20 protein-coding genes and 3 pseudogenes are annotated in these 22,436 nt (G+C 37.5%); 18 read left to right on the top strand and 5 right to left on the bottom strand.

The features are described from left to right. Positions 1–86: 86 nt before the first annotated feature. The 7 genes and pseudogenes from H3Z85_19660 to H3Z85_19630 all read left to right on the top strand — a co-directional run bounded on the left by H3Z85_19660 (position 87) and on the right by H3Z85_19630 (position 4,416). Positions 87–362, top strand: coding sequence for a hypothetical protein (locus tag H3Z85_19660; protein QPQ51471.1), 276 nt, complete (start codon positions 87–89; stop codon positions 360–362). A 71-nt stretch (positions 363–433) separates the two neighbouring features. Further along, positions 434–862, top strand: a complete 429-nt coding sequence (locus tag H3Z85_19655; protein QPQ51470.1) for a rhodanese-like domain-containing protein — start codon at positions 434–436, stop codon at positions 860–862. Then, complete coding sequence (locus tag H3Z85_19650; GenBank protein ID QPQ51469.1) at positions 855–1,367, top strand: TlpA family protein disulfide reductase; 513 nt, start codon at positions 855–857, stop codon at positions 1,365–1,367. Before H3Z85_19655 ends, H3Z85_19650 begins: the two co-directional genes overlap by 8 nt. Before the next feature lie 139 nt (positions 1,368–1,506). Beyond that, the gene (locus H3Z85_19645; GenBank protein ID QPQ51468.1) at positions 1,507–1,890 is read left to right on the top strand and encodes a DoxX family protein; all 384 of its coding nucleotides are present in this window, start codon (positions 1,507–1,509) and stop codon (positions 1,888–1,890) included. Positions 1,891–2,164: 274 nt separating this feature from the next. After that, a pseudogene (locus tag H3Z85_19640) lies at positions 2,165–3,239 on the top strand (histidine kinase). After that, positions 3,220–3,920 (top strand): annotated as a pseudogene (locus H3Z85_19635) (response regulator transcription factor). Before H3Z85_19640 ends, H3Z85_19635 begins: the two co-directional pseudogenes overlap by 20 nt. Before the next feature lie 283 nt (positions 3,921–4,203). Continuing rightward, positions 4,204–4,416: a hypothetical protein gene (locus H3Z85_19630; protein QPQ51467.1), complete on the top strand. Its 213-nt coding sequence runs from the start codon at positions 4,204–4,206 to the stop codon at positions 4,414–4,416. Between the two features lie 91 nt (positions 4,417–4,507). Here the strand turns inward: H3Z85_19630 and H3Z85_19625 are convergent, their stop codons facing one another. After that, the gene (locus tag H3Z85_19625) at positions 4,508–4,828 is read right to left on the bottom strand and encodes a multidrug efflux SMR transporter (protein QPQ51466.1); all 321 of its coding nucleotides are present in this window, start codon (positions 4,826–4,828) and stop codon (positions 4,508–4,510) included. A 462-nt stretch (positions 4,829–5,290) separates the two neighbouring features. Beyond that, a pseudogene (locus tag H3Z85_19620) lies at positions 5,291–5,895 on the bottom strand (DNA-3-methyladenine glycosylase). A gap of 121 nt (positions 5,896–6,016) precedes the next feature. Here H3Z85_19620 and H3Z85_19615 point away from each other — a divergent pair. Continuing rightward, positions 6,017–6,439, top strand: coding sequence for a lipocalin family protein (locus tag H3Z85_19615; protein ID QPQ51465.1), 423 nt, complete (start codon positions 6,017–6,019; stop codon positions 6,437–6,439). 619 nt (positions 6,440–7,058) lie between these two features. Here the strand turns inward: H3Z85_19615 and H3Z85_19610 are convergent. The 3 genes from H3Z85_19610 to H3Z85_19600 all read right to left on the bottom strand — a co-directional run bounded on the left by H3Z85_19610 (position 7,059) and on the right by H3Z85_19600 (position 10,952). Beyond that, positions 7,059–7,277, bottom strand: coding sequence for a hypothetical protein (locus tag H3Z85_19610; GenBank protein QPQ51464.1), 219 nt, complete (start codon positions 7,275–7,277; stop codon positions 7,059–7,061). 94 nt (positions 7,278–7,371) lie between these two features. Next, positions 7,372–9,543 (bottom strand): S9 family peptidase, encoded by a 2,172-nt coding sequence (locus H3Z85_19605; GenBank protein ID QPQ51463.1) that lies wholly within the window; start codon positions 9,541–9,543, stop codon positions 7,372–7,374. Positions 9,544–9,548: 5 nt separating this feature from the next. Further along, positions 9,549–10,952, bottom strand: coding sequence for an aminopeptidase P family protein (locus H3Z85_19600; protein QPQ51462.1), 1,404 nt, complete (start codon positions 10,950–10,952; stop codon positions 9,549–9,551). Between the two features lie 185 nt (positions 10,953–11,137). On the opposite strand from H3Z85_19600, the gene H3Z85_19595 reads away from it, so the two are divergent. The 10 genes from H3Z85_19595 (at position 11,138) to H3Z85_19550 (ending at position 22,404) form a co-directional block, all read left to right on the top strand. Next, positions 11,138–12,022: an AraC family transcriptional regulator gene (locus H3Z85_19595; protein ID QPQ51461.1), complete on the top strand. Its 885-nt coding sequence runs from the start codon at positions 11,138–11,140 to the stop codon at positions 12,020–12,022. Between the two features lie 88 nt (positions 12,023–12,110). Then, positions 12,111–13,016, top strand: coding sequence for a dihydrodipicolinate synthase family protein (locus tag H3Z85_19590; protein ID QPQ51460.1), 906 nt, complete (start codon positions 12,111–12,113; stop codon positions 13,014–13,016). A gap of 14 nt (positions 13,017–13,030) precedes the next feature. Continuing rightward, positions 13,031–14,515, top strand: a complete 1,485-nt coding sequence (locus H3Z85_19585) for an aldehyde dehydrogenase (NADP(+)) (protein QPQ51459.1) — start codon at positions 13,031–13,033, stop codon at positions 14,513–14,515. Then, positions 14,512–15,510 carry a 4-hydroxyproline epimerase gene (locus tag H3Z85_19580; GenBank protein QPQ51458.1) on the top strand — a complete coding sequence of 333 codons (999 nt, stop codon included), beginning with the start codon at positions 14,512–14,514 and terminating at the stop codon, positions 15,508–15,510. The genes H3Z85_19585 and H3Z85_19580 overlap by 4 nt, the downstream gene beginning before the upstream one ends. A gap of 8 nt (positions 15,511–15,518) precedes the next feature. Further along, a complete protein-coding gene (locus H3Z85_19575; GenBank protein QPQ51457.1) occupies positions 15,519–16,784 on the top strand; it encodes an FAD-dependent oxidoreductase in 1,266 nt (421 codons plus the stop codon). Between the two features lie 269 nt (positions 16,785–17,053). Beyond that, complete coding sequence (locus H3Z85_19570) at positions 17,054–19,207, top strand: T9SS type A sorting domain-containing protein (protein QPQ51456.1); 2,154 nt, start codon at positions 17,054–17,056, stop codon at positions 19,205–19,207. Between the two features lie 290 nt (positions 19,208–19,497). After that, positions 19,498–19,983 carry a GNAT family N-acetyltransferase gene (locus H3Z85_19565; GenBank protein QPQ51455.1) on the top strand — a complete coding sequence of 162 codons (486 nt, stop codon included), beginning with the start codon at positions 19,498–19,500 and terminating at the stop codon, positions 19,981–19,983. Between the two features lie 286 nt (positions 19,984–20,269). Further along, positions 20,270–20,686 (top strand): Rrf2 family transcriptional regulator, encoded by a 417-nt coding sequence (locus H3Z85_19560; GenBank protein QPQ51454.1) that lies wholly within the window; start codon positions 20,270–20,272, stop codon positions 20,684–20,686. Between the two features lie 82 nt (positions 20,687–20,768). Next, positions 20,769–21,575, top strand: coding sequence for a phosphoadenylyl-sulfate reductase (locus H3Z85_19555; protein ID QPQ51453.1), 807 nt, complete (start codon positions 20,769–20,771; stop codon positions 21,573–21,575). After that, complete coding sequence (locus H3Z85_19550) at positions 21,493–22,404, top strand: sulfate adenylyltransferase subunit 2 (GenBank protein QPQ51452.1); 912 nt, start codon at positions 21,493–21,495, stop codon at positions 22,402–22,404. The genes H3Z85_19555 and H3Z85_19550 overlap by 83 nt, the downstream gene beginning before the upstream one ends. The last annotated feature ends 32 nt before the right edge of the window (positions 22,405–22,436 follow it).

Here is a 22,436-nt window from a genome sequence, read left to right as displayed (position 1 = left end):
AGTAGTTTACTGAATATGTTAACGATGAGTATGATGTACTGGCTACCGGATACAGAGCTTTTTTATCTTTGCCGGAAATCAATAAGATGGAGGAAATAAAACAATATCAGGCGTGGGCTATCAAAAAAGACGGAACAAAGCAACCCATTGAAGCAGAGTATATTATCTTGCAGGTGGAAGAAGAGGAAATCGAGATTTCTCTGGTGCCTCCTCATCCTGTTTTCAATGGAAGATTAACATTGACAACGGGGTCAGCAATCCGGGGACGAGAACGTGAAAGAGGTCTGGGGACTCAACTCATTATCGAACCCGGAGCATCAAACGTTCTTCATATCAGTGTTAAAAAAATCACGTGTAGTTAAAATATAAAGGAAAGATAAGATTTTCAGGTTCCCTACTTTTCACTTTTTCTATCTTTGTGAAAAAGAAAACTATGAAGTATTTGTTTATTGTGGCATGTTTTGTATGCTCCATGTTAAGTCAGGCTCAGCAAAAACAGGACCCATGGAAAGACAGTCAGCTGATGGACCCGGCATTACTGGCTTCCCGTATTGTAAAAAATAAAACGAAAGACCTGGTGATTATTTCTGTAGGGCCTGAAGCAATTATCAAAGGTTCTGTGGATATCGGCCCCACTCATGAGCCTGAAAATCTCGAAAAATTAAAAAATTATCTTAATAATATTCCTAAAGACAGAGAAGTCGTTATTTATTGTGGCTGCTGTCCTTTTGTAAAGTGCCCGAATATACGCCCTGCATTTAATCTGCTGATGGAAATGGGCTTTAAGAATGCCAAACTACTAAACCTTCCAAAAAATATTAAAACAGACTGGCTAGATAAAGAGTATCCAACAAATGATTAATATGAAAATCCGTTTTATAATATTATTGGGTGTCCTGTTTTCAGGGAATATTTTTTCTCAAAATAAAATTGAAATAGGAAAGAGAGCTCCTGAAATTGCAATGTCCAAAGTTGATGGCAACCCGTTCCTGCTTTCATCATTAAAAGGAAAGCTTGTATTGATCGATTTTTGGGCAACCTGGTGTGCTCCCTGTGTTGAAGAACAGCCTGAACTAAAAACCTTGTATGAAACATACGCAGACCAGGTCAAAAACAACCGGTTTGAAATTCTCGGTGTTTCCTTAGACAGAAACAAAGAGAGCTGGCAAAAATCCATTGATCGTTTTGGGATCAAATGGATACAGGTCAGCGATTTAAAATTTTGGAAAAGTCCCGTAGCAAAGTTGTACGAAGTAGATGAGCTTCCTTTTAATGTTATTATCGATGGAGAAGGAACTATCATGGCTAAAAATATTCACGGAAAAGATCTCGAAGACTTTTTAAAGAAAAATCTGAACCGGAATTAAATATATTCAATAGAAAAAAGTGGTAATTGTTGCCACTTTTTTTACTTTATAATGCCATAAAAGTACATTTATATATCAATAAATGACGTTGATATACAAGATGGAATTTCTGTCTCGGGTATCTCATATTTTTGATGCTATGACAAAGAATTTCTATCTCCGTATTGCGCTGTCAGCGATTTTACTGATGCATAGTGTGATTTCTATCTTCAGTGGTGATGTTCATAATTTTGGACACCTTTATCTGGATACGATAGGTTTTAGCCCTTTCGGGCTGTATCTCGCCTGGACAGTAAAGCTTACCCATCTTTTATCTGTTCCGTTGCTTTGGTTTGACCGGTATATCAAACCTGTGGCGTTTTCTAATATACTTATCTTTATGCTGGGAATCTATCTTATTCATTGGCAGAATGGCTGGTTTGTGGTAGGAGGAGGCATCAACGGTATTGAATTTAACATCCTGCTTATTTTTTGTTTTTTCAATCTTATCTATCCTGAAATTAGTTTGAAAAACAGGGTATAGATGTAGTAAGAGCTTATTTGTACTGTGGGAAAATAAAATAGCTTAAACCACAACATCACAAAAGTTTTGAAAACCGAAAATTTTCATCCTATACTTTCTTAATCTCATAGGTTTCAAAAACCTATAAGGCTTGTGGTTTTTAAATAGTTTTACATCCAAACCATTAAGGAGTAATAAAACATTTCACTCATAGATGATTATCTTTATTTTGTAGACTTTATATGATTATATTTGATTGAACGATATTACTTTGTACATTTAAATTAGTATACCTTTGAAAACGATCGGAAAATCCAAACTCCGTGTTCATTTGCTTTTTTGGATATTGTATTATATTCTGGAAGTTTATCTTGATTTTTACTGGTCAAGGTATCAGTTTCCTGATGTCAATTGGCCAATAAGACTTCAGAATACCTTGATGCTGGAGCTGGGGTATCTTTTTATAAAAGTTCCGCTTGCTTATTCTTTGCTTTATGTCTATGAGAATGGGCATTTCAAAAGTTTTTTCAAATACATTCTGTACATTCTTATTGTTATATCGGCTGTATTTGCCCATCGGTTCTTTGCCCATTATATCATGTATCCTTACATTTATGGTGTTGTTGGAAACCCAGGATGGAAAAGAATTATCCGGGTATATCAATGGGCTTGTGGCTTTTAATTCTTTTATGGATCTGATCTTTATGGTAGGGCTTGTTTTTGGAGTTGAAATCACAAGGCAGAAAAATGTTTTGAAACAACAGCTTTCTCAATTGAAATCGGAGAAACTTGATCAGGAACTGACGATGTTAAAAGCTCAGATTAATCCACATTTTTTGTTTAATACCCTCAATAATATATATGGAATGGCTATGAAGAAGGCTGATGAAACTCCTGATGCCATTTTACAGCTTTCAAAAGTGATGCGGTACAATATCTATGAAGCGGCTGAAAAAAGTATTTCTATAGAAAAAGATGTAGAAAATATTAAAGATTTTATCCAGATTCAAAAAATTCGTCATCGCGACCTTAGGGTAAACTTTAGGGAAAAAATTGATGATCCTTCTCAGGAAATTTCCCCGCTGATACTGATCCAGTTTGTAGAAAATGCCTTTAAACATGGTGTATCAGAAAGCCTTGGAGCATCATTTATCAATATCAGTATTCAGCTGGAAAAAGGAATTCTTGTCTACAGCGTAGAAAATTCCAAAGAAGAACGATCTCATGAGGATTCTACCCAAATAGGATTAAAAAATATCCGAAGGCAACTTGAGCTGCTTTATCCTAAGCATAGTCTTATTGTACAGGATACAACTGACAGATATAGTATACAATTAATGATTGATTTCCATGATACATTCAGAATATAAAAAATACAACTGCATCATTGTTGAAGATGAGCCTATCGCTGCAGAGATCCTGGAAAATTTTATCTCCAGAGATAAGGAACTTAATCTGGTTGGCAAATGCGCAGATGCTGTATATGCCAGCAGTCTTTTGAGTATTCATGAGGTAGATCTTATGTTCCTGGATCTTCATCTTCCTGTAGTAAAAGGATTTGACTTTTTGAGGAAGTTAAAAAATCCGCCGTTTGTTATTGTTACAACAGCATATCATCAGTATGCCGTAGAAGGCTATGAGTTAGATATTGCCGATTATCTCATGAAACCCATTCCTTATGATCGTTTTGTAACAGCTATCGGAAAGTTTAAGTACCTTATGGAAGCGGAAGATGCACTGCTGGAAATCGCTGAACGTGACTATATCTTTATCAACAGTGGAAAAAACAAAAAAAGATTATTTTGCAGGATATTTTTTATATTGAAAGTTTAAGGGAATACATTAGTATTCATACTAAAACTGGGACCCTGACCTTTAAAATGCCTCTCAGCAAAATAGAAGCAAGTTTACATCCCGGGATGTTTACCCGTATTCATAAATCATATATTATTTCCCGTTCAAAAATCGAAGTGAAATCAGCCAATATTATTCAGATCAATGGCAAGAAACTTCCGGTTGGAAGAACCTACAAACCTTTTTTGGAACTCTGATTACGTTCCGGTATAGAGCTATTTAATGATTGATCATTCCCGGAATATCTAATCATTATGCTGATTATTATTTTTAGTAGACCGTATTCTGTTGTTGATATATAGATGTCATCATACAATTCACCAATTGCCGAACTTTGAATGACAACAAGCTAAAAACATCCATAATTATGAAATATCAGTAAGCTTTTAAATGGAGAAGCTGCTTATGGGTAGCTGTTAATTTCATTGGGTGGCTCGTTTCCCAGATTTGATTTATAAATTGACAAAAAACACTGAAATAATGAAAATTAAAAAAGTAATATACGCGATTTTCTTGCTTCTGATGACGGCAGGTTTCGCTTTCGGATATAAAGGATTTCATGGCAATTCTTATTCTGTTCCTGTTAAGAAAGATTTTTCTGCTGGTGTATTTAATACCGCAGACAGAATTTCTACCCATACTGATAGGAAAGGAGTTATTGAAGGAAAAGTTGCCATGTTAGATACCTATTAAACAAATAATATACAGAATGTGGTTGGTTTAGTATTGGCTTAAGGTTACGTGGATACACTTAAGCCAATTTATTTCTGATAACAATCTTTCGTTAAAATATTTTAAGTCCCACAATGCCGATCACGATCAGTAATGCCGACAACAATCTGAATACATTTGCGGAATCCTGGAAGAATAATACACCTACCAATAAAGTTCCTACTGCACCTATTCCTGTCCAGACTGCATAGGCGGTTCCAATAGGAATACTTTTCTGTGCATACCATAGAAACAGGCCGCTTACAGCCATACAAGCCACAGAAAACATAATCCATGACCATTTATTACTACTTTCGGGTTGCTGGGATAATTTAAGTCCTAATGGCCATCCGATTTCAAAAATTCCTGCGATAATTAGTGCAATCCAATTCATACATTTTATTTTTTTAAATAGTAGTGAGGGAAAAATCAATCTATTCTGAAGGCATTTTCTATTTTCCTTACCTTTATTCATCCTGTAAAATTATTGTTATCTTATTGTAATAAATATACTTGTCAAAGCGATCCGGTAAAATTGAAGGGTGGAACGTAGTATAAAAGCAGCGAAACGTAATGTGTTTCATAAAATGATTCCAAACCGTAATTTGAATTAAATAATATTAAATTGCTTTGAAATACGGGTACGGATATCCGGATTATTTAATAAATCAATTCTTTTCATGCTAACAGATATAATGTTCATCAATCTGAGTGTCGTTTTTTGTAGAATAAATACCGGCTTAAAGTCAGCAGGTGACGGCCATCATTTTTCAGGAAAAAGCAATCGTTTTTGGAAGGTTTTTACACAGAATTTTACATGGCGATTCAGGAATAACGTTAATTTTTTATTCTATAACTAAACTTTATTGGGTTTACTCACATATTTATTTCCTTTCACAAAGAAACGCCACGGCAAATGGGCATCTTCTTCTGCATAAGCAACTCCTATGCGCGGGCCCGCTGCTATTTCATCAGGGTTATAGGCAATACCATGATCTTCAATCCAGATTTCATTTCCGATGAGATCTTTTTTATTGAAAGCCTGATTAATACCCAATGCTTTGGCCAACGAACCGGGACCGGAGGAAATGGCTGTTCTGGAAACCGGCATCTGGCGTCTTTTTTCCATAATTTCTTTTCCGATTAGAGGTTCAATAGCTCTTACCAATACTGCATGAGGCTCGTCTTCAACGGAAGTGACCACATTAAAAGATGATGAATCCCGTAGCATAAGTAGACATAAGAAACTCCGCCGTGAGCATATAACGTTTCCGTCCTGTGTGTACGCCTGCCGCCGTAAGCATGAGAAGCTTTATCCTGTATCCCGAAATAAGCTTCCGTTTCTACAATGATTCCGGCTGTTATCTCACCGTTTATATTCGTAAAAAGCACTTTTCCTAAGAGATCCTGTGCGAGAAAAAGAACATCCTGATTGGAATAGTAGGAGAGTGGTAGTTTCAAACTGATTGTTTTATGTGTTACAGATCAAAATTAAGGATATAAAAACAATTTCCACACAGATCAACAGATTGTTGCTACCTTTGGAAATTAATGATCCTTATTTCATCAAAAACAAAATACAATGAAATCCTTTAATCTGGTGCTGTGGTTATGTACTTTTTGCCTGGCTTCAGTGTCATTCAAGACTTCTTCCCAGCAGTCTTATAAAAAAATGATTGTCGGCAAATGGCAGCCTGTAAGCTCCACTGCTGAGGGAGTGGAAGCCAATGGAAAACGAACTGTAAACCATTCTACATTAAGCAGAAATGATGTCATGCAGTTTAATGCAGATGGTTCTATTATGGACAGCGGGCAGATTTATTTTTCATATTCAATACATCCTGATGATAAGACCTTATCCCTGTTCGGAAATACTAATGATGAAAGAAAATTTGAAATTGTTCAATTGGATAAAACCACTATGAAAATTGTCAGCCGGGATAATGATCATTATCGCGGAGAACCTTTTCGGATAACGTGGACCATTGTTTTTAAAAGAAAATGAATCATATAGTATTCTGTGTGAATTCGTTATGCTAAAATCTGGCAAAGCTTCCGGAGATATACGGATACCTAAAAATAGATACCACAAAAACACGCATATCATTAAACAGTGATTAATTTGGCACGTGTCTTGCTGTTTTTACAACAGAACATCATTTTATACCACTATATAAAAATATAGGTTTTGACACTTTATTCCCTGGAGAAATCCGGGGATTTTTATTTTATTTTTGGAATTTAGATATGATTGCAGTCATACTTGTCTACAGAATTACTTTCTATTTTTGAACCCTTGAAAATTCATATTTCTGACAAATTACACTTGACCTTCCGTTGATGCGGGAGGTTTTATTTTTTTAGAAAAAAGCTACCACAAAAGTTAAGATTTCCTTAAGCAGTGATCTATTTGGCATATCCATTGATGGCTTTAAAACAAGTTTTTATTTACAAGTTTTTTTTAACACCACGTCATATAGTTTATAAATTTCATTCTAAACCTCCTACGGGAGGTTTTTTTATTCAATCTTTTTTATACTCTGTTTTGGGGTTGCAGAATTCCTTTTATACAGATCCTATTGATGAGGTGTTCTAAAAAAAATAACCCCTGTTCAACAGAGGTTTTATTTCGGCAGAATAATGCGTCTCATATTCAGGCTGTTAAAAATAAATATTTTTTTTTCTTTTGCCATTCTTTCAAGAAATGCGTTTCGGTCTTCAATAGACATATTGAGAATATGGTCAAAAGCACCAAAAGTAACGCCGTTATTGCCACCATCCTTTTCATATTGTGCCCGTACAATATCCAGTATCTGCTTCTCAATTTCTTCCTGATTTTCCATGGAGTAAAGATACAAAGTTTGCCGTTTTCTTCCTAGCGTAAACAAACTCAAATAATAAAAAAGCCTTACTCTATGTAAGACTTTTTCGTTTTTATTATCTTGCTCCCGGAGGGCAGTGTTCTTTTAAATATTTTGTAAACATGGTCGCCAGGTGCAGGAATGTTCCTTCTCCTTCACTGATAGAGTGGGACCTGTTAGGATACGACATCAGCTGAAACTGTTTGTTGTACTTCACCAGCTCATTGATGTATACTTCTGTATTCTGATAGTGTACATTATCATCACCTGTACCATGAACCAACAGCAGGTTTCCCTTAAGGTTTTTAGCATATGTAAGGGGAGAACCTTTTAAAAAATCCTCTCTGTTTTCCTGTGGAAGTCCCATATACCTTTCCTGATAGATATTATCATAAAACAACTGGTTGGCTACAGGAGCAATGGCTATTCCTGTTTGGTAAATATCCGGATACTGACCAAGAAGATTCAACGTGGAAGAACCGCCGCCGCTCCAGCCCCAAACGGCCACTCTGGAAGTATCTGCATATGGCCATTTTGCAAATAATGCTTTTGCCCCCATAGCCTGATCACGAATATTTAGCTGGCCTATTTTCCGGTAGATAGATTTTCTCCACTCGCGTCCTTTAGGAGCGGGTGTGCCGCGGTTTTCAAGGCAAACATAAAGGTATCCGTCCTGAGCCATGTCACCTGTATACAAATAATCCCAATTGGCGTAAAAGCTATCTGTCACGGTTTGTAACGCAGGTTCACCATACACCATGAAAAGAACAGGATATTTTTTAGAAGGATCAAAATTTTTAGGCTTTACGACCCAGCCATCCAGCGTAACCCCATCTTCAGTGGTAATCTGGAAAAACTCTTTTTTAGCTTTTGCAGGATCTGCTTTCTCTGATTTTGTGGCAGCCACAAGTTCTTTATGGTTCGGGAGAGACACTACCGCTCCTGCAGAATATCTATCGGTATTGGTATTCGTAAACAAAGCTATCTTTCCATTGGGAGAGATCGTATATTCATTAGAACCTGAATAAGCCTGAGGGGTCAGTCTTTCTGCTTTTCCTCCCTTCATATTTACTTTATACAAATACTTCTGAGTAGCATTACCGGGAGAGGCCAGGAAATAAATCAATTGATTAGGAACATCAAAAAATTCTGGTTTGATAACGTCAAAGGCATCTTTTGTAATAAGGGTTTCTTTGCCATTCATATCTATTTTATAAATATGCCTCCATCCGTCTTTTTCTGAAAGCCATAAAAACTCCTTGCCGTTATTAATCCAGTCCCAGCCGCTGGGATCGTTGTTATTCCACATAGATTTGATATCGATCCATGCGGGATCTGTTTCGGTATAAATGGCTTTCCCGGTTCCAGAACCTGCATCTGCTACGATAATCTTACTTTGGTTCTGTTTTCTGTTCAATTGTTGCAGGATAACGGATTTTGAATCCTGTACCCATTCCATTCTTGGAATATAATGTTGTTTTTCATCTCCTGATATATCAGCTTTCTTTGAAGATTTGGAGGCAAGATCATAAAACCAGATGCTGCAACCTGAAGGATCTTCTCCCGCTTTAGGATATTCTACAGGAATGGTAAACGAATACAGACTGTCGGTATTATTGATCATCAGGAAGTTTTTAGTACCTCTGGCATCCAGTTTCCAGTAGGCAATTTTACTTCCATCCGGAGACCATCTGAAACCGTCCTTTGCACCGAATTCTTCTTCATATACCCAGTCAAAAGTACCATTAATCATTCCGTCATTACCGTCTGTAGTAATTTTAGTAATCTGATTGTCTGAAAGATCTTCCAAGTAAATATTATGCTTTGACACATAAGCTACTTTCTTACCATCGGGAGAAAATTTGGCAAACATTAATGATGAAGCAGGTAATCCTTTTCCGAGCTGTGTAAGCTTTTTGGTATTCTTATCAAAGATCCAGTAATCTCCGCGGGTATTGTCTCTCCACACCTTTTTGGTATTGGTGAAAAGCAATAAGTTTTTATTTGCAGGAGATATCTGAAAGCTTTGAACCTGTAAGGGCTCGGAACTTCCGGACGGAATCAGTTCGTTGCTGTTCAGCAGTGTCTGCTCGGTTCCCGGATGCAAAACGTCAACAATTTGAACCCCTTTTTTAGTAAACGAATAATAGGCGTTCCCATCAGGAGTCCATTGCATCTTTTGTGCAGCCAATGGCGATAAACAGAGGAAATACAATGCAACAATTCCCAGTTTTTTTATATTTTTCATAGCGCTTATTTGATGTCTGCTAAATGCTCTTTGCGATAATTTTCAATATCTTCTGCCGTTTTAATCAACCCGTTCCCCAGAAGCTTATAGCTGTCATCCGTGATCAGGAAATTATCTTCAATACGTACGCCTCCGAAGTTTCGGTATTCATTCACTTTATCATAATTAATAAACTCCGCATTTTTATTTTCTGCCTGCCACATATCAATCAGTTCAGGAATCATGTAAATACCCGGTTCAACCGTTAATACAAATCCGGTTTCCAAGGCTTTTCCTAAACGGAGAGATTTAAGCCCGAATGTTTTGGTATCCTTAGGTTCTGCTTCGGTGTAGCCTACATATTGCTCGCCCAGATCTTCCATATCATGCACGTCAAGTCCCATCATATGTCCCAATCCGCATTGGAAAAACAGGGTATGTGCATGGTTTTTTACAGCTTCTTCAGGGTTTCCTTTCATTAGTCCCAGATCTACAAGGCCTTCCACGAGGTGCTGAGCGGCTTTCAAATGGATGTTTTTAAAGCGTGTTCCCGGTTTCAGCAATTTTTGAGCATTATTAAAAGCATTCAAAACAATCTCATAAATTTCCTTTTGTTTTGTCGTAAAAGTATTGCTTACAGGAAATGTTCGCGTTAAGTCTCCTGCATATCCCATAGCTGTTTCTGCACCGGAATCATTCAGGAAAAGATCTCCTTCCTTCATGGTATTGAATCGGTAATGATTATGAAGAATTCCTCCATTGATAGTCACGATCGGTGGGTAAGACATCTGGCATTCTTTGTTGGCCGCAAAATATTGAATGGCATTGGCAATTTCATATTCCTTTATGCCCGGTCTGGCCATACGCATAGCCAGCAGATGCATTTCGTTGGAAACATTCACAGCTTCTTCAATTTGTACGATTTCCTGCGCCTCTTTGATAGAACGCTGTTTTACAATCGCTTTGATCATTTCTGCTGAAGGTTGCAATTCTGCTACTCTAATCCCGAGAAGATCAGCCAATATAATTTTATTGGAAGACTGATAAGGAGGAAGATAATGTACTTTTCTACCGGCAGCTTTCGCTTTAAGTACATATTGAGACAACTCTTTATAAGGTAATGTTTCGTGTACTCCTGACTTCAGGCTTTTCTCTTTTAAGGTTTCCTGCCTGCCCATCCAGACGATATCATCAATGCTTAGTTCATCTCCGAAAACAAGGGTTTTATTTTCATCAATATCAATTATGGCTGCAATTTTTGGTTCCTGAATTCCAAAATAGTATAGATAGGTACTGTCCTGACGGAAATAATAAGGATTATGCTCAAAATTTACAGGATTCTCTATATTTCCTAAAAATAACAGAATTCCACCGGCTACATTGCTCTGCAATACACCTCTTCTGTCTTGATAAGTTTGTGCTGAAAACATATATTTATGAAAGTTTTATTTTAAAAGTTTAAAGTTACAATTTTGTACTATTTGAAGCACTTCATTCATTAAAATAATGAAGATGTAAAGTTTGGATTTTAATATGACAGTTAATGTTCATATTTTGCTTAAATTCGGCAATATTTTAACATTCTTAATCATCATTCCTTTAAAATATTGATCGTATGAAGAGTCTTCAGTTTTCAGTTCCTGCCGACACCAACAAAAGCATCCGCATACAGGAAGATATTATGCCCAATTTCTATCCTTATTTTCATAGACATACAGAAACTCAGATCATGTGGATTCTTAAAGGGCATGGTACTTTGGCCATAGAACAGAACCTTTTTACCTTTGAACCAGGTGATATTTTCTACCTGGGAGCCAACCAATCACATGTTTTTAAAGGATCTTTTAATAAAAACGAAAAACAGAACGTTCATGCTATTTCTATTTTCTTCGATCCAGATAAAAAAATAGCCGCTTTTTTTGATTTACCGGAATTTGAAGAACTGAAAAACTTCATTGAACAATCAAAAGTAGGATTTCAAATTGCTTCAAAACTGAAATCAAGTGTAGGAGATAGCATGGCTGCCTTGCAAAAGACACAAGGAGTAGAACAGATCCTAGATTTTATAAAAATTTTAAACCATCTGATGCTGAATAGACATCTGCATGTTCCGTTGTCTTCAGAAAAAAACCTTCCTAATCATATTTCTGACAATGACCAGAGAATTATAGATGCCCAATTCTATATTAAGAAGAATTTCACCCAGCACAAACTTACTCTTGATACCATTGCTAAAGAAGCCTGTATGACTCCTCAGGCATTTTGCCGATCTTTTAAAAAACATACCAGAATTACTTATATTCAATATCTTAATGAATTAAGAGTACAGAGGGCATGCAGACTATTGACATCCAGCAGCAGATACAGTATTTCTTCTGTTGCCTTTAACAGCGGATTCACCAGTCTTACCAACTTCAACCGGGTATTTAAATCCATCATGAAGTATTCTCCAAAAGAATATCTGAAGCATTATAAAGAGGCTACTACAGACCACGAATAATCACATGTTAAAATACGGTTAGAATATATTAAAATATTAACATTTACCGTTGTGAAATTCACTTAGTTTTGAATAAATATTATTTGATATGAGTACAAAACTAAACTGGGAAGGTATTTATCCTGCTGTATTAACTCCTTTTACAAATGAAGGAGAGATTGATTTTGAAATGTTTGCAGTCAATACAGAAGCCCAGATTAAAGCCGGAGTTCAGGGAATTATCCTTGCCGGAACATTAGGAGAGGCCAGTGCTTTGGAAACTGCAGAAAAATTTGAATTGCTGAAGTATGCAAAAAAAATTACAGAAGGAAAAATTCCTGTCATCCTAAACCTTGCTGAAAATACAACCAAAAATGCTATACATTTCGCTAAAAAAGCAAAAGAATCAGGGGCTGACGGACTTATGCTTCTTCCCCCCATGCGTTATAAAGCGGATCGTCATGAAGTAGTAGAATATTTTAAAGCAGTAGCTTCGGCTACAGATCTTCCTATCCTTATCTATAATAATCCTGTTGATTACGGAATTTATGTAACCCTTGAAATGTTTGAAGAACTTATTGAGTATCCAACCATTCAGGCTGTTAAAGAATCTACAAGAGACCTTGCCAATGTAACCAGAATGATCAACCGCTTTGGAAAAAGAATCAAAATTCTTGGCGGTGTAGATACTATTTGCCTTGAAACCCTCATGCTCGGTGCAGATGGACTTGTTGCAGGTCTTGTAGATGCTTTTCCCAACGAAACAATGGCAATGTACCGCTATGTTAAATCAGGTGAATACGATAAAGCGGTAGAGATCTACAGATGGTTTATGCCATTATTGGAACTCGATATTCATCCTAAGCTTATTCAATACATCAAACTGGCCGCCACTGCAGAAGGAATCAGCAATCCATATGTAAGAGCACCACGTCTGGAGCTTCAAGGTGAAGAAGCTGAAAGAATCAATAAGATTATTGAAGAAGGCAGAAACAATCGTCCGATATTAGATTAATACCAAAGAAAGCTATGATTGAAGAAACATCAAAACAAAATATTGAGTTAAGAATTCAGATGGCTTCCGAAGCATATCAATTCCTGAAGAAAACAACGGTAAAAGAAAGGGCTGCATTTATGAATGCGGTGGCGGATCGGATTGAAGCTTTAGGTGAAGAGCTTTTGACAACAGCCCACACTGAAACTTCTTTGCCTCTGGCAAGACTCACGGGTGAAAAAGCCAGAACTGCCGGCCAATGGAGAAGTTACGCAAAAGCGGTAGCCTCAGGAATATATACAGAGTCAAGAATTGATCTTGCCCAGCCTGAAAAACAGAAAAGTGATATCAGAAAGTACAACATAGGATTAGGGCCTGTGGTTGTTTTCGGTGCCAGTAATTTTCCGTTTGCTTTTTCCACAGCAGGAGGTGATACGGCAAGTGCGATAGGAGCAGGCTGCCCTGTTATTGTAAAGGCACATCCTGCCCATCCTCAGACCTCTCAAATGATGGCTGATGTGATCACAGATACAGTAAAAGAATTCGGATGGCCGCAAGGAATTTTCAGTCATATTACCGGAACATCGCATGAGATCGGTGCTTTTTTAACCCAACATAAAGATATCCACGCCGTAGCATTTACAGGTTCTTTTAATGGCGGAAAAGCTTTGTTTGATACAGCCAGTCATCGGGAAAATCCTATTCCTATATTTGCAGAAATGGGAAGCATCAATCCTGTGTTTGCACTACAGCAATTACTTGAAAATAAAGCAAAAGCCTTGGCAAAGGAGTATGTTACTTCATTAACATTAGGGGTAGGGCAGTTCTGTACCAATCCGGGAGTATTTATTGCACGTAAAGGCGAATCACTGGACACGTTTATCTCTGCAGTAAAAAATGAAATTCAGGAAATTTCCCCTGCTCCAATGCTTCACAAAGGAATATATGAGAGTTTTAAAAAGGATAAGTCTATTGCCATAACACAGGCAGATGTTGAAGTAATTGCATCAACCGAAACGGAAGAAGGGAAAGGAAGTGCTGCTGTGATAAAAACCAATGCTCAAAACTTCATCAATAATCCTGTATTGAGCGAAGAAGTATTTGGTCCTTTTGGTATTATTGTTACTTGCGAAAACCAGGGAGAACTTATACAGATTGCTCAAAAGTTAAAAGGACAATTAACTATTACTTTAGCGGCAACGTCAGACGATATCCATGAAAACTCAGAGCTGATTGATATTTTGAAAGATAAATGTGGAAGATTGTTATTCAACGGAATGCCCACAGGCGTAGAAGTGGTTTATGGCATGCAGCATGGAGGTCCTTTTCCCTCTACAACTGATGCACGTTTTACTTCCGTAGGACCGGATGCTGTCAAACGTTTTGTTCGTCCTATTTCTTTTCAGAACTGGCCAAATGAATTCTTACCGGAGGAATTAAAAAATGAAAATCCACTACAAATCAACAGAATGGTAGATGGTGAAATTAATTCAGAATCATTAAAATTAGAAACTGTATGAACAGAACATTTTTTTGTGTAGACTCTCATACCTGTGGCTGTCCTGTACGTCTTGTGGCAGGTGGCGGACCTATTTTGAAAGGAAATTCTATGATGGAGCGCAGGCTTCACTTCATGAAAGAATACGACTGGATCCGGAAAGGACTCATGTTTGAACCCCGTGGTCATGATATGATGAGCGGAAGTATTTTGTATCCGCCTATTGACGAAGAAAACGATATCGGAGTTTTATATATTGAAACCAGCGGCTGTCTTCCCATGTGCGGACACGGAACGATAGGCACAGTAACCATTGCTATAGAAGAAGGGTTGATTTTTCCTAAAATTCCCGGCAAGCTGCGCCTCGAAACACCGGCAGGACTTATTCTTATTGATTATGTACAGGAAGGCAAAAAAGTAACGTCTGTAAAACTGACCAATGTGAAATCCTTTCTGTATGCTGAAAATCTGGAAGTTGATTGTCCGGATCTCGGGGTAATAAAAGCGGATGTAGCTTATGGAGGGAACTTCTATGCGATTATAGACCCTCAGGAAAATTTCAGAGATATTTCCGATTTTACAGCCAGCCAGCTTATTCATTATGGAAAGATCATCAGAAAATTACTCAATGACAAGTATGAATTTATTCATCCTGAAAATGAACACATTACCGGATTAAGCCATATTCAATGGACAGGCAATGCTACAGATCCTGAAGCAAGCGGGCGAAATGCTGTATTAGTGGGGGAGAACGCTTTGGACCGTTCACCATGCGGAACAGGTACCTCTGCAAGAATGGCGCAATGGTATGCTAAAGGAAAATTAAAAGAAGGCGAAGAGTTTATCCATGAAAGCTATATCGGATCGCAGTTTATCGGGAGAATTGAAGGAACGGCTACTGTTGGCGAAAAACCGGCAATTATCCCTTCAGTAGAAGGCTGGGCAAGAGTCACCGGTTATAATCATATTATTATTGATGATGAAGATCCTTACTGGCAGGGATTTCAGGTTATATAAACAAACATATGGCACACAATAAAGGAAAAGCACTTATCATTGGTGCAGGTATAGCAGGACTAAGCTCCGCCTATTATCTTTTACAAAAAGGCTGGCAGGTTGAAATCCTGGAACAGAATGATCTGTCCAACAATTGTTCTTATGGCAATGCAGGAATGATTGTACCCAGCCACTTTACTCCGTTAGCTGCCCCGGGAGTCGTTGCCCAGGGAATACGATGGATGTTTGACAGCAAAAGTCCGTTTTATGTTAAACCTTCATTGAATTCCAACCTGATATCATGGGGATTGAAGTTTTTAAAACATTCCAACCAGAATCACGTGGATCGTTCAGCATCAGCCATCAGAGACCTTAATCTGGCGAGCAGCATCCTCTACAACGAGATTGCCTCAAAGGATGAATTTGATTTTGAGCTTAATCAGAATGGTATTCTGATGCTTTACAAAACCGAAAAAGTAAGGGAAGAAGAAACAGAGCTTGCTCATAAAGCGATCAATCTGGGATTATCAGTTGATATTCTGGATCAAAAAGGAATTCAGGAACTTGAGCCTTATATCCGGATGGATGTCATAGGAGGGATCAATTACAAATGTGACGGCCATATGAATCCGATGAAACTGATGAAACAAATGATCTCTTATCTTAAAAATAATGGTGCCGTTTTTCATACTCATCACAAAGTAACCGGATTTGAAACATCAGGAAGCAGGATTAAAGCCATAATTGCCAATGATAAAAAGTTTACAGCAGACCGTTTCGTCATGACCGGAGGTTCATTTCTTCCTGAACTGGCTCAGAAGGCAGGAATCAAAATTCAATTAATGCCCGGAAAAGGATATTCGTTCATGCATACCCCAGAAAATCCGGTCAATACCCTGAATCATGCTGCTTTATTACTGGAAGCAAGAGTAGCTGTCACTCCTATGAATGGGCAGATCCGTTTTGGTGGGACTATGGAACTGGCTTCCCATCATGATAAAATTAACATGAAAAGAGTAGAAGGCATCGTCCGGTCTGTTCCTCAATATTTGCCTGACTTTCAGATGCATTATAAAAAAGAATCTGAAATCTGGTTTGGTTACAGGCCGTGCGCACCGGATGGACTGCCTTATCTGGGACAATCTTCCCAATTGAAAAACCTGATTATCGCAGGCGGCGGTGGTATGATGGGGTTAAGTTTAGGACCCATTTTTGGAAAAACAGTGTCAGAACTTGCCAATGACCAAAAGCCAACGGTTGAGATAAAGATCTTCAACCCCGAAAGATTTAATTAAAAAAATATCACTTAACACCCCAAATTATTATTTCAACCTGTTTAAAATTTTTAAAGAAAGAGTTTCCAGAAAATTAACAATCATGGGATAAGCATCCCACAGAACTTTATGATAATGGATGGCAAAGTTGTAGACAGAAGCATGGGAGATATTGGCTATCAAAATTTACAGACAAGTTAAAATCATTCTAGATCCAATTCAATAGGTTGATTAAGCCCCAAACAATTGGATTATTCAAATAATTTATTAACAAACAAATCCAAAAAATCATGAAAAAATTTAAATTACTACTACTTGTTTCCCTATTTCCAATAATAGGTTTGGCTCAGGAAAATAGACCTCATGAGTGTAAAGCAGATGAAATGATGAAAAAACATTTTGAACTGCACCCGGAATCTAAGGCTGAATATGAAAATTTTGAAAAATTCACCAAAGATTTTGTAAAAAAAATGGAATCAAACAAAACTCCATTGAACAAAAAAGGCAATGCGCCCACCTACATCATCCCAGTGGTTTTCCATGTGTATGGAGAATCTCAGAGTAATGTAAAAGTAAATTACCAAAAAGTAGTTGACTTACTGAAACAAATCAACTTAAATTTCAATGGAATTAACACTGATTCAAATACTGTGGATCCCGACTTCCAATCTATCAGAGGGGCGTTAAGTATTGAATTTCGATTAGCTAAAATTGATCCAACCGGAAAAGCAACAAGCGGAGTGGTATTTCATCCTTTCAAAAGCGGATATGGCAACGGTGGCGGATATGATGCACAAATTGGAACAGATGCATGGGATAATACAAAGTATATGAATGTGTATATACAAAATGATCTGTATGCTAATAAAGATTTTTATCAATCAGGAGTTGCCTGGTATCCGGATTCATACATGACTTCAGTAAATACAGCAAGAGTTGTTTATAATGGCCGTTATATATATGATGCTGCAGGAACTTTGGCTTCAAACGAGTTTTCTGACACATTCACTCACGAATTCGGGCATTGGTTAAATCTTCAACACACCTTCAATGTTCTTTGTTCAACGGCAAACCCCGGTAATGACGGTGACGGAGTCGCTGACACCCCTGTAGAAAATAATTCTTCCGGATTAGGATGCACAGCCGGAAACAATTGCCTTGGACAAAAAGTGAACGTTGAAAACTATATGGGGTACAACGGTTCCGCTGGTTGTTATAAAATGTTTACCAATGGGCAAGTTAATAGAATGTTAGCCGCATTAAACCATCCTTCGAGAATGAATTTATGGCAGCCTGCCAACTTAGCCGCAACCGGAGTTGCCAATACTCCACCTAAATTAACCCTTAGCAACAGTACCTTTACAGAGAACTTAAACAATAATGGAGCCGTATCATTAGATGGAACAGTAACATCTGCCCCTACATCAACCATTACCCTAAACGGAGCAACATTTGCCGTACCCAATGGAACAACTCTTACTACAGGAACACATTTCACGTCTTCATTGCCAGCAGGACTAACAGCAGCTATAGCAGTTACAAGTCCTACTACTGCCACACTTACCATAAATGGCGCGGCAGCCAGTCATCCTAAGAGTCAGGTGCTGAATTCATCAATTACGTTCCTGAATCCGGCTATAACAGGAGGTGTAACTTCACTAGGATCGACTACGGCTTTGGCATTAACTTTTTCTTACAAAGATCCCTATAAAATAGTTACAGGAACTCCTCTTGAAAGTTATGCCAATCCAACACCGACAACAGTAACCACCAACTCCGGGGCAACTTGGAAATATTTTATCATTAATCCGGAGCTTAGTGATGATGCAGGGTATGGTGCCTGGTACTATGGCGCCAATCAATTAAAATTGGAAACCTATTGGAAAGGATTGGTTTGCCAAACAGGAACACGAAATATCAGTTTAATTCCAGCCTGTACCACTATAACTAATGCAAATAATATAGGTTACCCAACGGGTACTCCCGGACAACTTGACGTGTACACCCCTACATACACTAACTGGTCTGGCAAAACCGCTTATGTTGGTTTTAGAAACCAATTCGAAGGCTACAATATTAACGGCTATTTCAAACTGATTGTTGGGACCAATGGTTCAGGTTATTCTGTAACTGAGTTTGCATACAATACACAACCATCTGGCAGTATTACAACGCCTTGTGCATTATCATCATCACTATCCACTTCAGACATTGATACAACAAACTCAGAAACATCCATCTATCCAAATCCGGTATCTGATGTGTTGAATATTAAAGCAAAAGGGGAAATCAAATCAATTTCTGTTTATGATATGTCTGGAAGAAAAATGAATGCAAAAGTTATGGGTGATAAGGTTGATGTTAAACACTTCCTAAGCGGAACTTATTTAATTGATATTGAAACTTCTTTAGGGAAAACTTCTCAAAAATTCATTAAAAAATAGAATCAAAACGCTATATCGGTACCATATTGAAGGTGGGCAGTATTCTGGAAATGGAATCCTTCTTGGCCATCAACCTCCTTATTAGTACTTTAAAACGTTACAAACTGGTTTAAAATTTTTTAAACAGATGCAATTAATAAAATAATTTAGTATTGATATATTAGTTATTCACTTGTTGAATAACAGATGGGCTTAATTTTTTAAGCCCATTTTTAGTATGACAAGATATTAGTTTATTTCGTACTTTTATCAATCATTTAACCGCTACCACAGCGATATTCCATTTATATATGCAGTACAATAATAATAGAATCATCATAAGAGAGTTCACCCCTGAAGAATTTATTTTATTTCTAAATCTCTTTGAAAACCAAAATGTAACCCGCTATCTGCCTTACAAAACCCCTGATGAATATAAAGAAATGTTTGAAAAAGCCCTGGCAGATTATAAGGAAGGTCCTTTCAGCAGATGGGGAATTTTCAATGCCCAGAATCAAGATTTTGTGGGAATGTGTCTGGCCAGAACCTTCCTTGATAATCCTGAACAAATAGAAATAGGTTATACATTAGGGGAAAATTACTGGGGAAAAGGTCTTGGAACGGAAGTTTGTAAAGCTTTGGTAGAGTATTGCAGATCATTAGCTACGGACACAAACATTGTTGCCGTTACTGACTTAGATAATATCGGATCTCAGAAAGTCCTTACAAAAACAGGGTTCAGAAGGGTAGATAATCTGTTGAGAGACGATAGGGAACTGGCTTATTTTATTTGGTAACTTCATGAAAATATGATGTGTTTAAAACCTATTTTGAATTTTCCAGACAGTAAAAACGTTATAGGTTTCAAAAACCTATAACGTTTAGAGAGTGCACGGTGAAAATCTTTGATTTTCAAAACTTAAGTGAACTTTTCAGCAGTCTGCGTGTAACTTAAATTAAACTTTAGTGTTTAAGAACTTTTGTGGTTAAACTATTTTAGCATTAAAAATCTGTCAAGAGAGAATTACCCTCTCATCGCAAAACATTTCATTTATCAATAATTTATCATAACTTGCAGGAATTATGATGTCGAAACGCTGCAAATACGCACTAAAAGCAATGGTCAGATTAGCAAGAAATTACAATCAAGGCTTTCTGCCCACTTCCGTTATTGCACAGGACGAGAACATTCCCAAGAAATTTTTAGAACAGATTCTTCTCGAACTTAAAAGAGCTAAACTTGTTAACAGTAAGCAGGGTAAAGTAGGAGGGTATTATCTGTTAAAATCACCTGATGAGGTTTCATTAGCAGATATTTACCGCATCTTTGACGGACCTATTGCCCTGACTCCTTGTGTCTCTTTAAACTTTTACGAAGCTTGTGATGATTGTGTGGATGAAGCAGTTTGTTACCTCAGAAAAGAATTAATGATCGTTCGTGAAAAGACCAGAACAAGCATGATGGAGGCTACTCTGACAAAGTTTATCAATAATAAATAAATTTTTTTTAATTTAAATTCTACTATTTTGATAGGAGTTATAGAAATTTGTATATATTTGCAATACTTAATTTCAATTGGATATGGAAAACAATCTGAAAAATGAATTTGAAAAACTACTGACAGAGCTCTCTGAGAACTCTTCACAAGCTCATGCACTGGAGATATTAGCAGAAAAATTTCCCGGTAAGCTTATTTTCTCAACCAGTTTCAGTTATGAGGATCAGGTAATTACTCATCTCATCAAAAATCTGGATATCGAAATCTTCACTCTGGATACGGGAAGACTTTTCGAACAGACTTATGAAACATGGATGAATACAAAAGCTTTTTTCAAGAAGAACATCAAAGCCTATTATCCGGATACCGAAGAAATCAAAGAATTTGTTACCCAAAACGGACCCGATTCATTTTATCAGTCCGTGGAGCAGAGAAAAGCCTGCTGTACCATTCGTAAAGTACATCCGTTAAAAAAAGCACTTCAAGGCTATAAAGTCTGGATTACAGGATTACGTTCAGAACATTCTGCCAACAGACAAAATATGCCCCAGCTGGAGTGGGACCCGGATAATCAGATTATAAAATACCATCCGCTTCTTCACTGGACATCGGAGCAGGTAACCGATTATGTACAAACCCATCATTTACCATACAATCAGCTTCATAAAAAAGGATTCGTAAGCATCGGATGTGCGCCTTGTACAAGAGCAATTAAAGAGGGGGAAGATTTCAGGGCAGGCCGCTGGTGGTGGGAAGATGCCAATAAAAAGAGTGCGGTTTGCATATTCATCAATAAAAAAGATAAAAATGTCAATACATCAATTAAACTATTTAGATCAGCTGGAAGCAGAGTCTATTTATATATTAAGAGAAGTCGCAGGACAGTTTGAACGTCCCGCTTTATTATTCAGTGGTGGGAAAGACAGTATTGTTCTGGCTCATCTGGCGCGAAAAGCTTTTTTTCATGGAAAAATCCCTTTCAAATTTGTACATGTTGATACCGGACATAACTTTCCGGAGGTATTGGAATTCCGTGATCAACTGGTAGCCCGGTTACACGTAGATCTGGTAGCCAGAAAAGTAGAAGATACCATCAAAGCTAAAAAATTAACAGAGGCTAAAGGTAAATTTCCAAGCAGAAACTGGCTTCAGACCTATACTTTACTCGATACAATTGAAGAATTTGAATTTGATGCCTGTATCGGAGGAGCCCGGAGAGATGAAGAAAAAGCCAGAGCAAAGGAGAGAATATTCTCCGTGCGTGACGAATTCGGACAATGGGATCCTAAACTTCAGCGCCCGGAGTTGTGGAATATTTTCAACGGAAAAATCCACAAAGGAGAAAATGTAAGAATTTTCCCGATCAGCAACTGGACAGAGCTCGATATCTGGAACTATATCCGCAGAGAGAAAATTGCTTTACCTTCTATTTACTTCTCGCATGAGAGGGAAGTGGTAGATTTTAACGGGCAATGGCTGGCCAATTCCGAGCATGTATTTCTGGAACCGGAGGATATTATTACCACCCGGAAAATACGCTACAGAACGGTGGGTGATATGACCTGTACCGCAGCCGTTGAATCTCACGCAGAAACCATTGATGCCGTTATTGAAGAAATAGTTGCCACCAGAATTTCAGAACGTGGCGAAACGAGAATCGACGACAGGGTAACCGAAGCGGCAATGGAAGACAGGAAAAAGGAGGCTACTTTTAGATAAGGGATCAATAATGAGTAATCAGCAATACACAA

Source organism: Chryseobacterium indologenes, assembly GCA_016025055.1.
In the GTDB taxonomy this organism is placed as follows: Bacteria; Bacteroidota; Bacteroidia; order Flavobacteriales; family Weeksellaceae; genus Chryseobacterium; species Chryseobacterium indologenes.
This window is presented reverse-complemented; position numbering and strand designations above follow the sequence as displayed.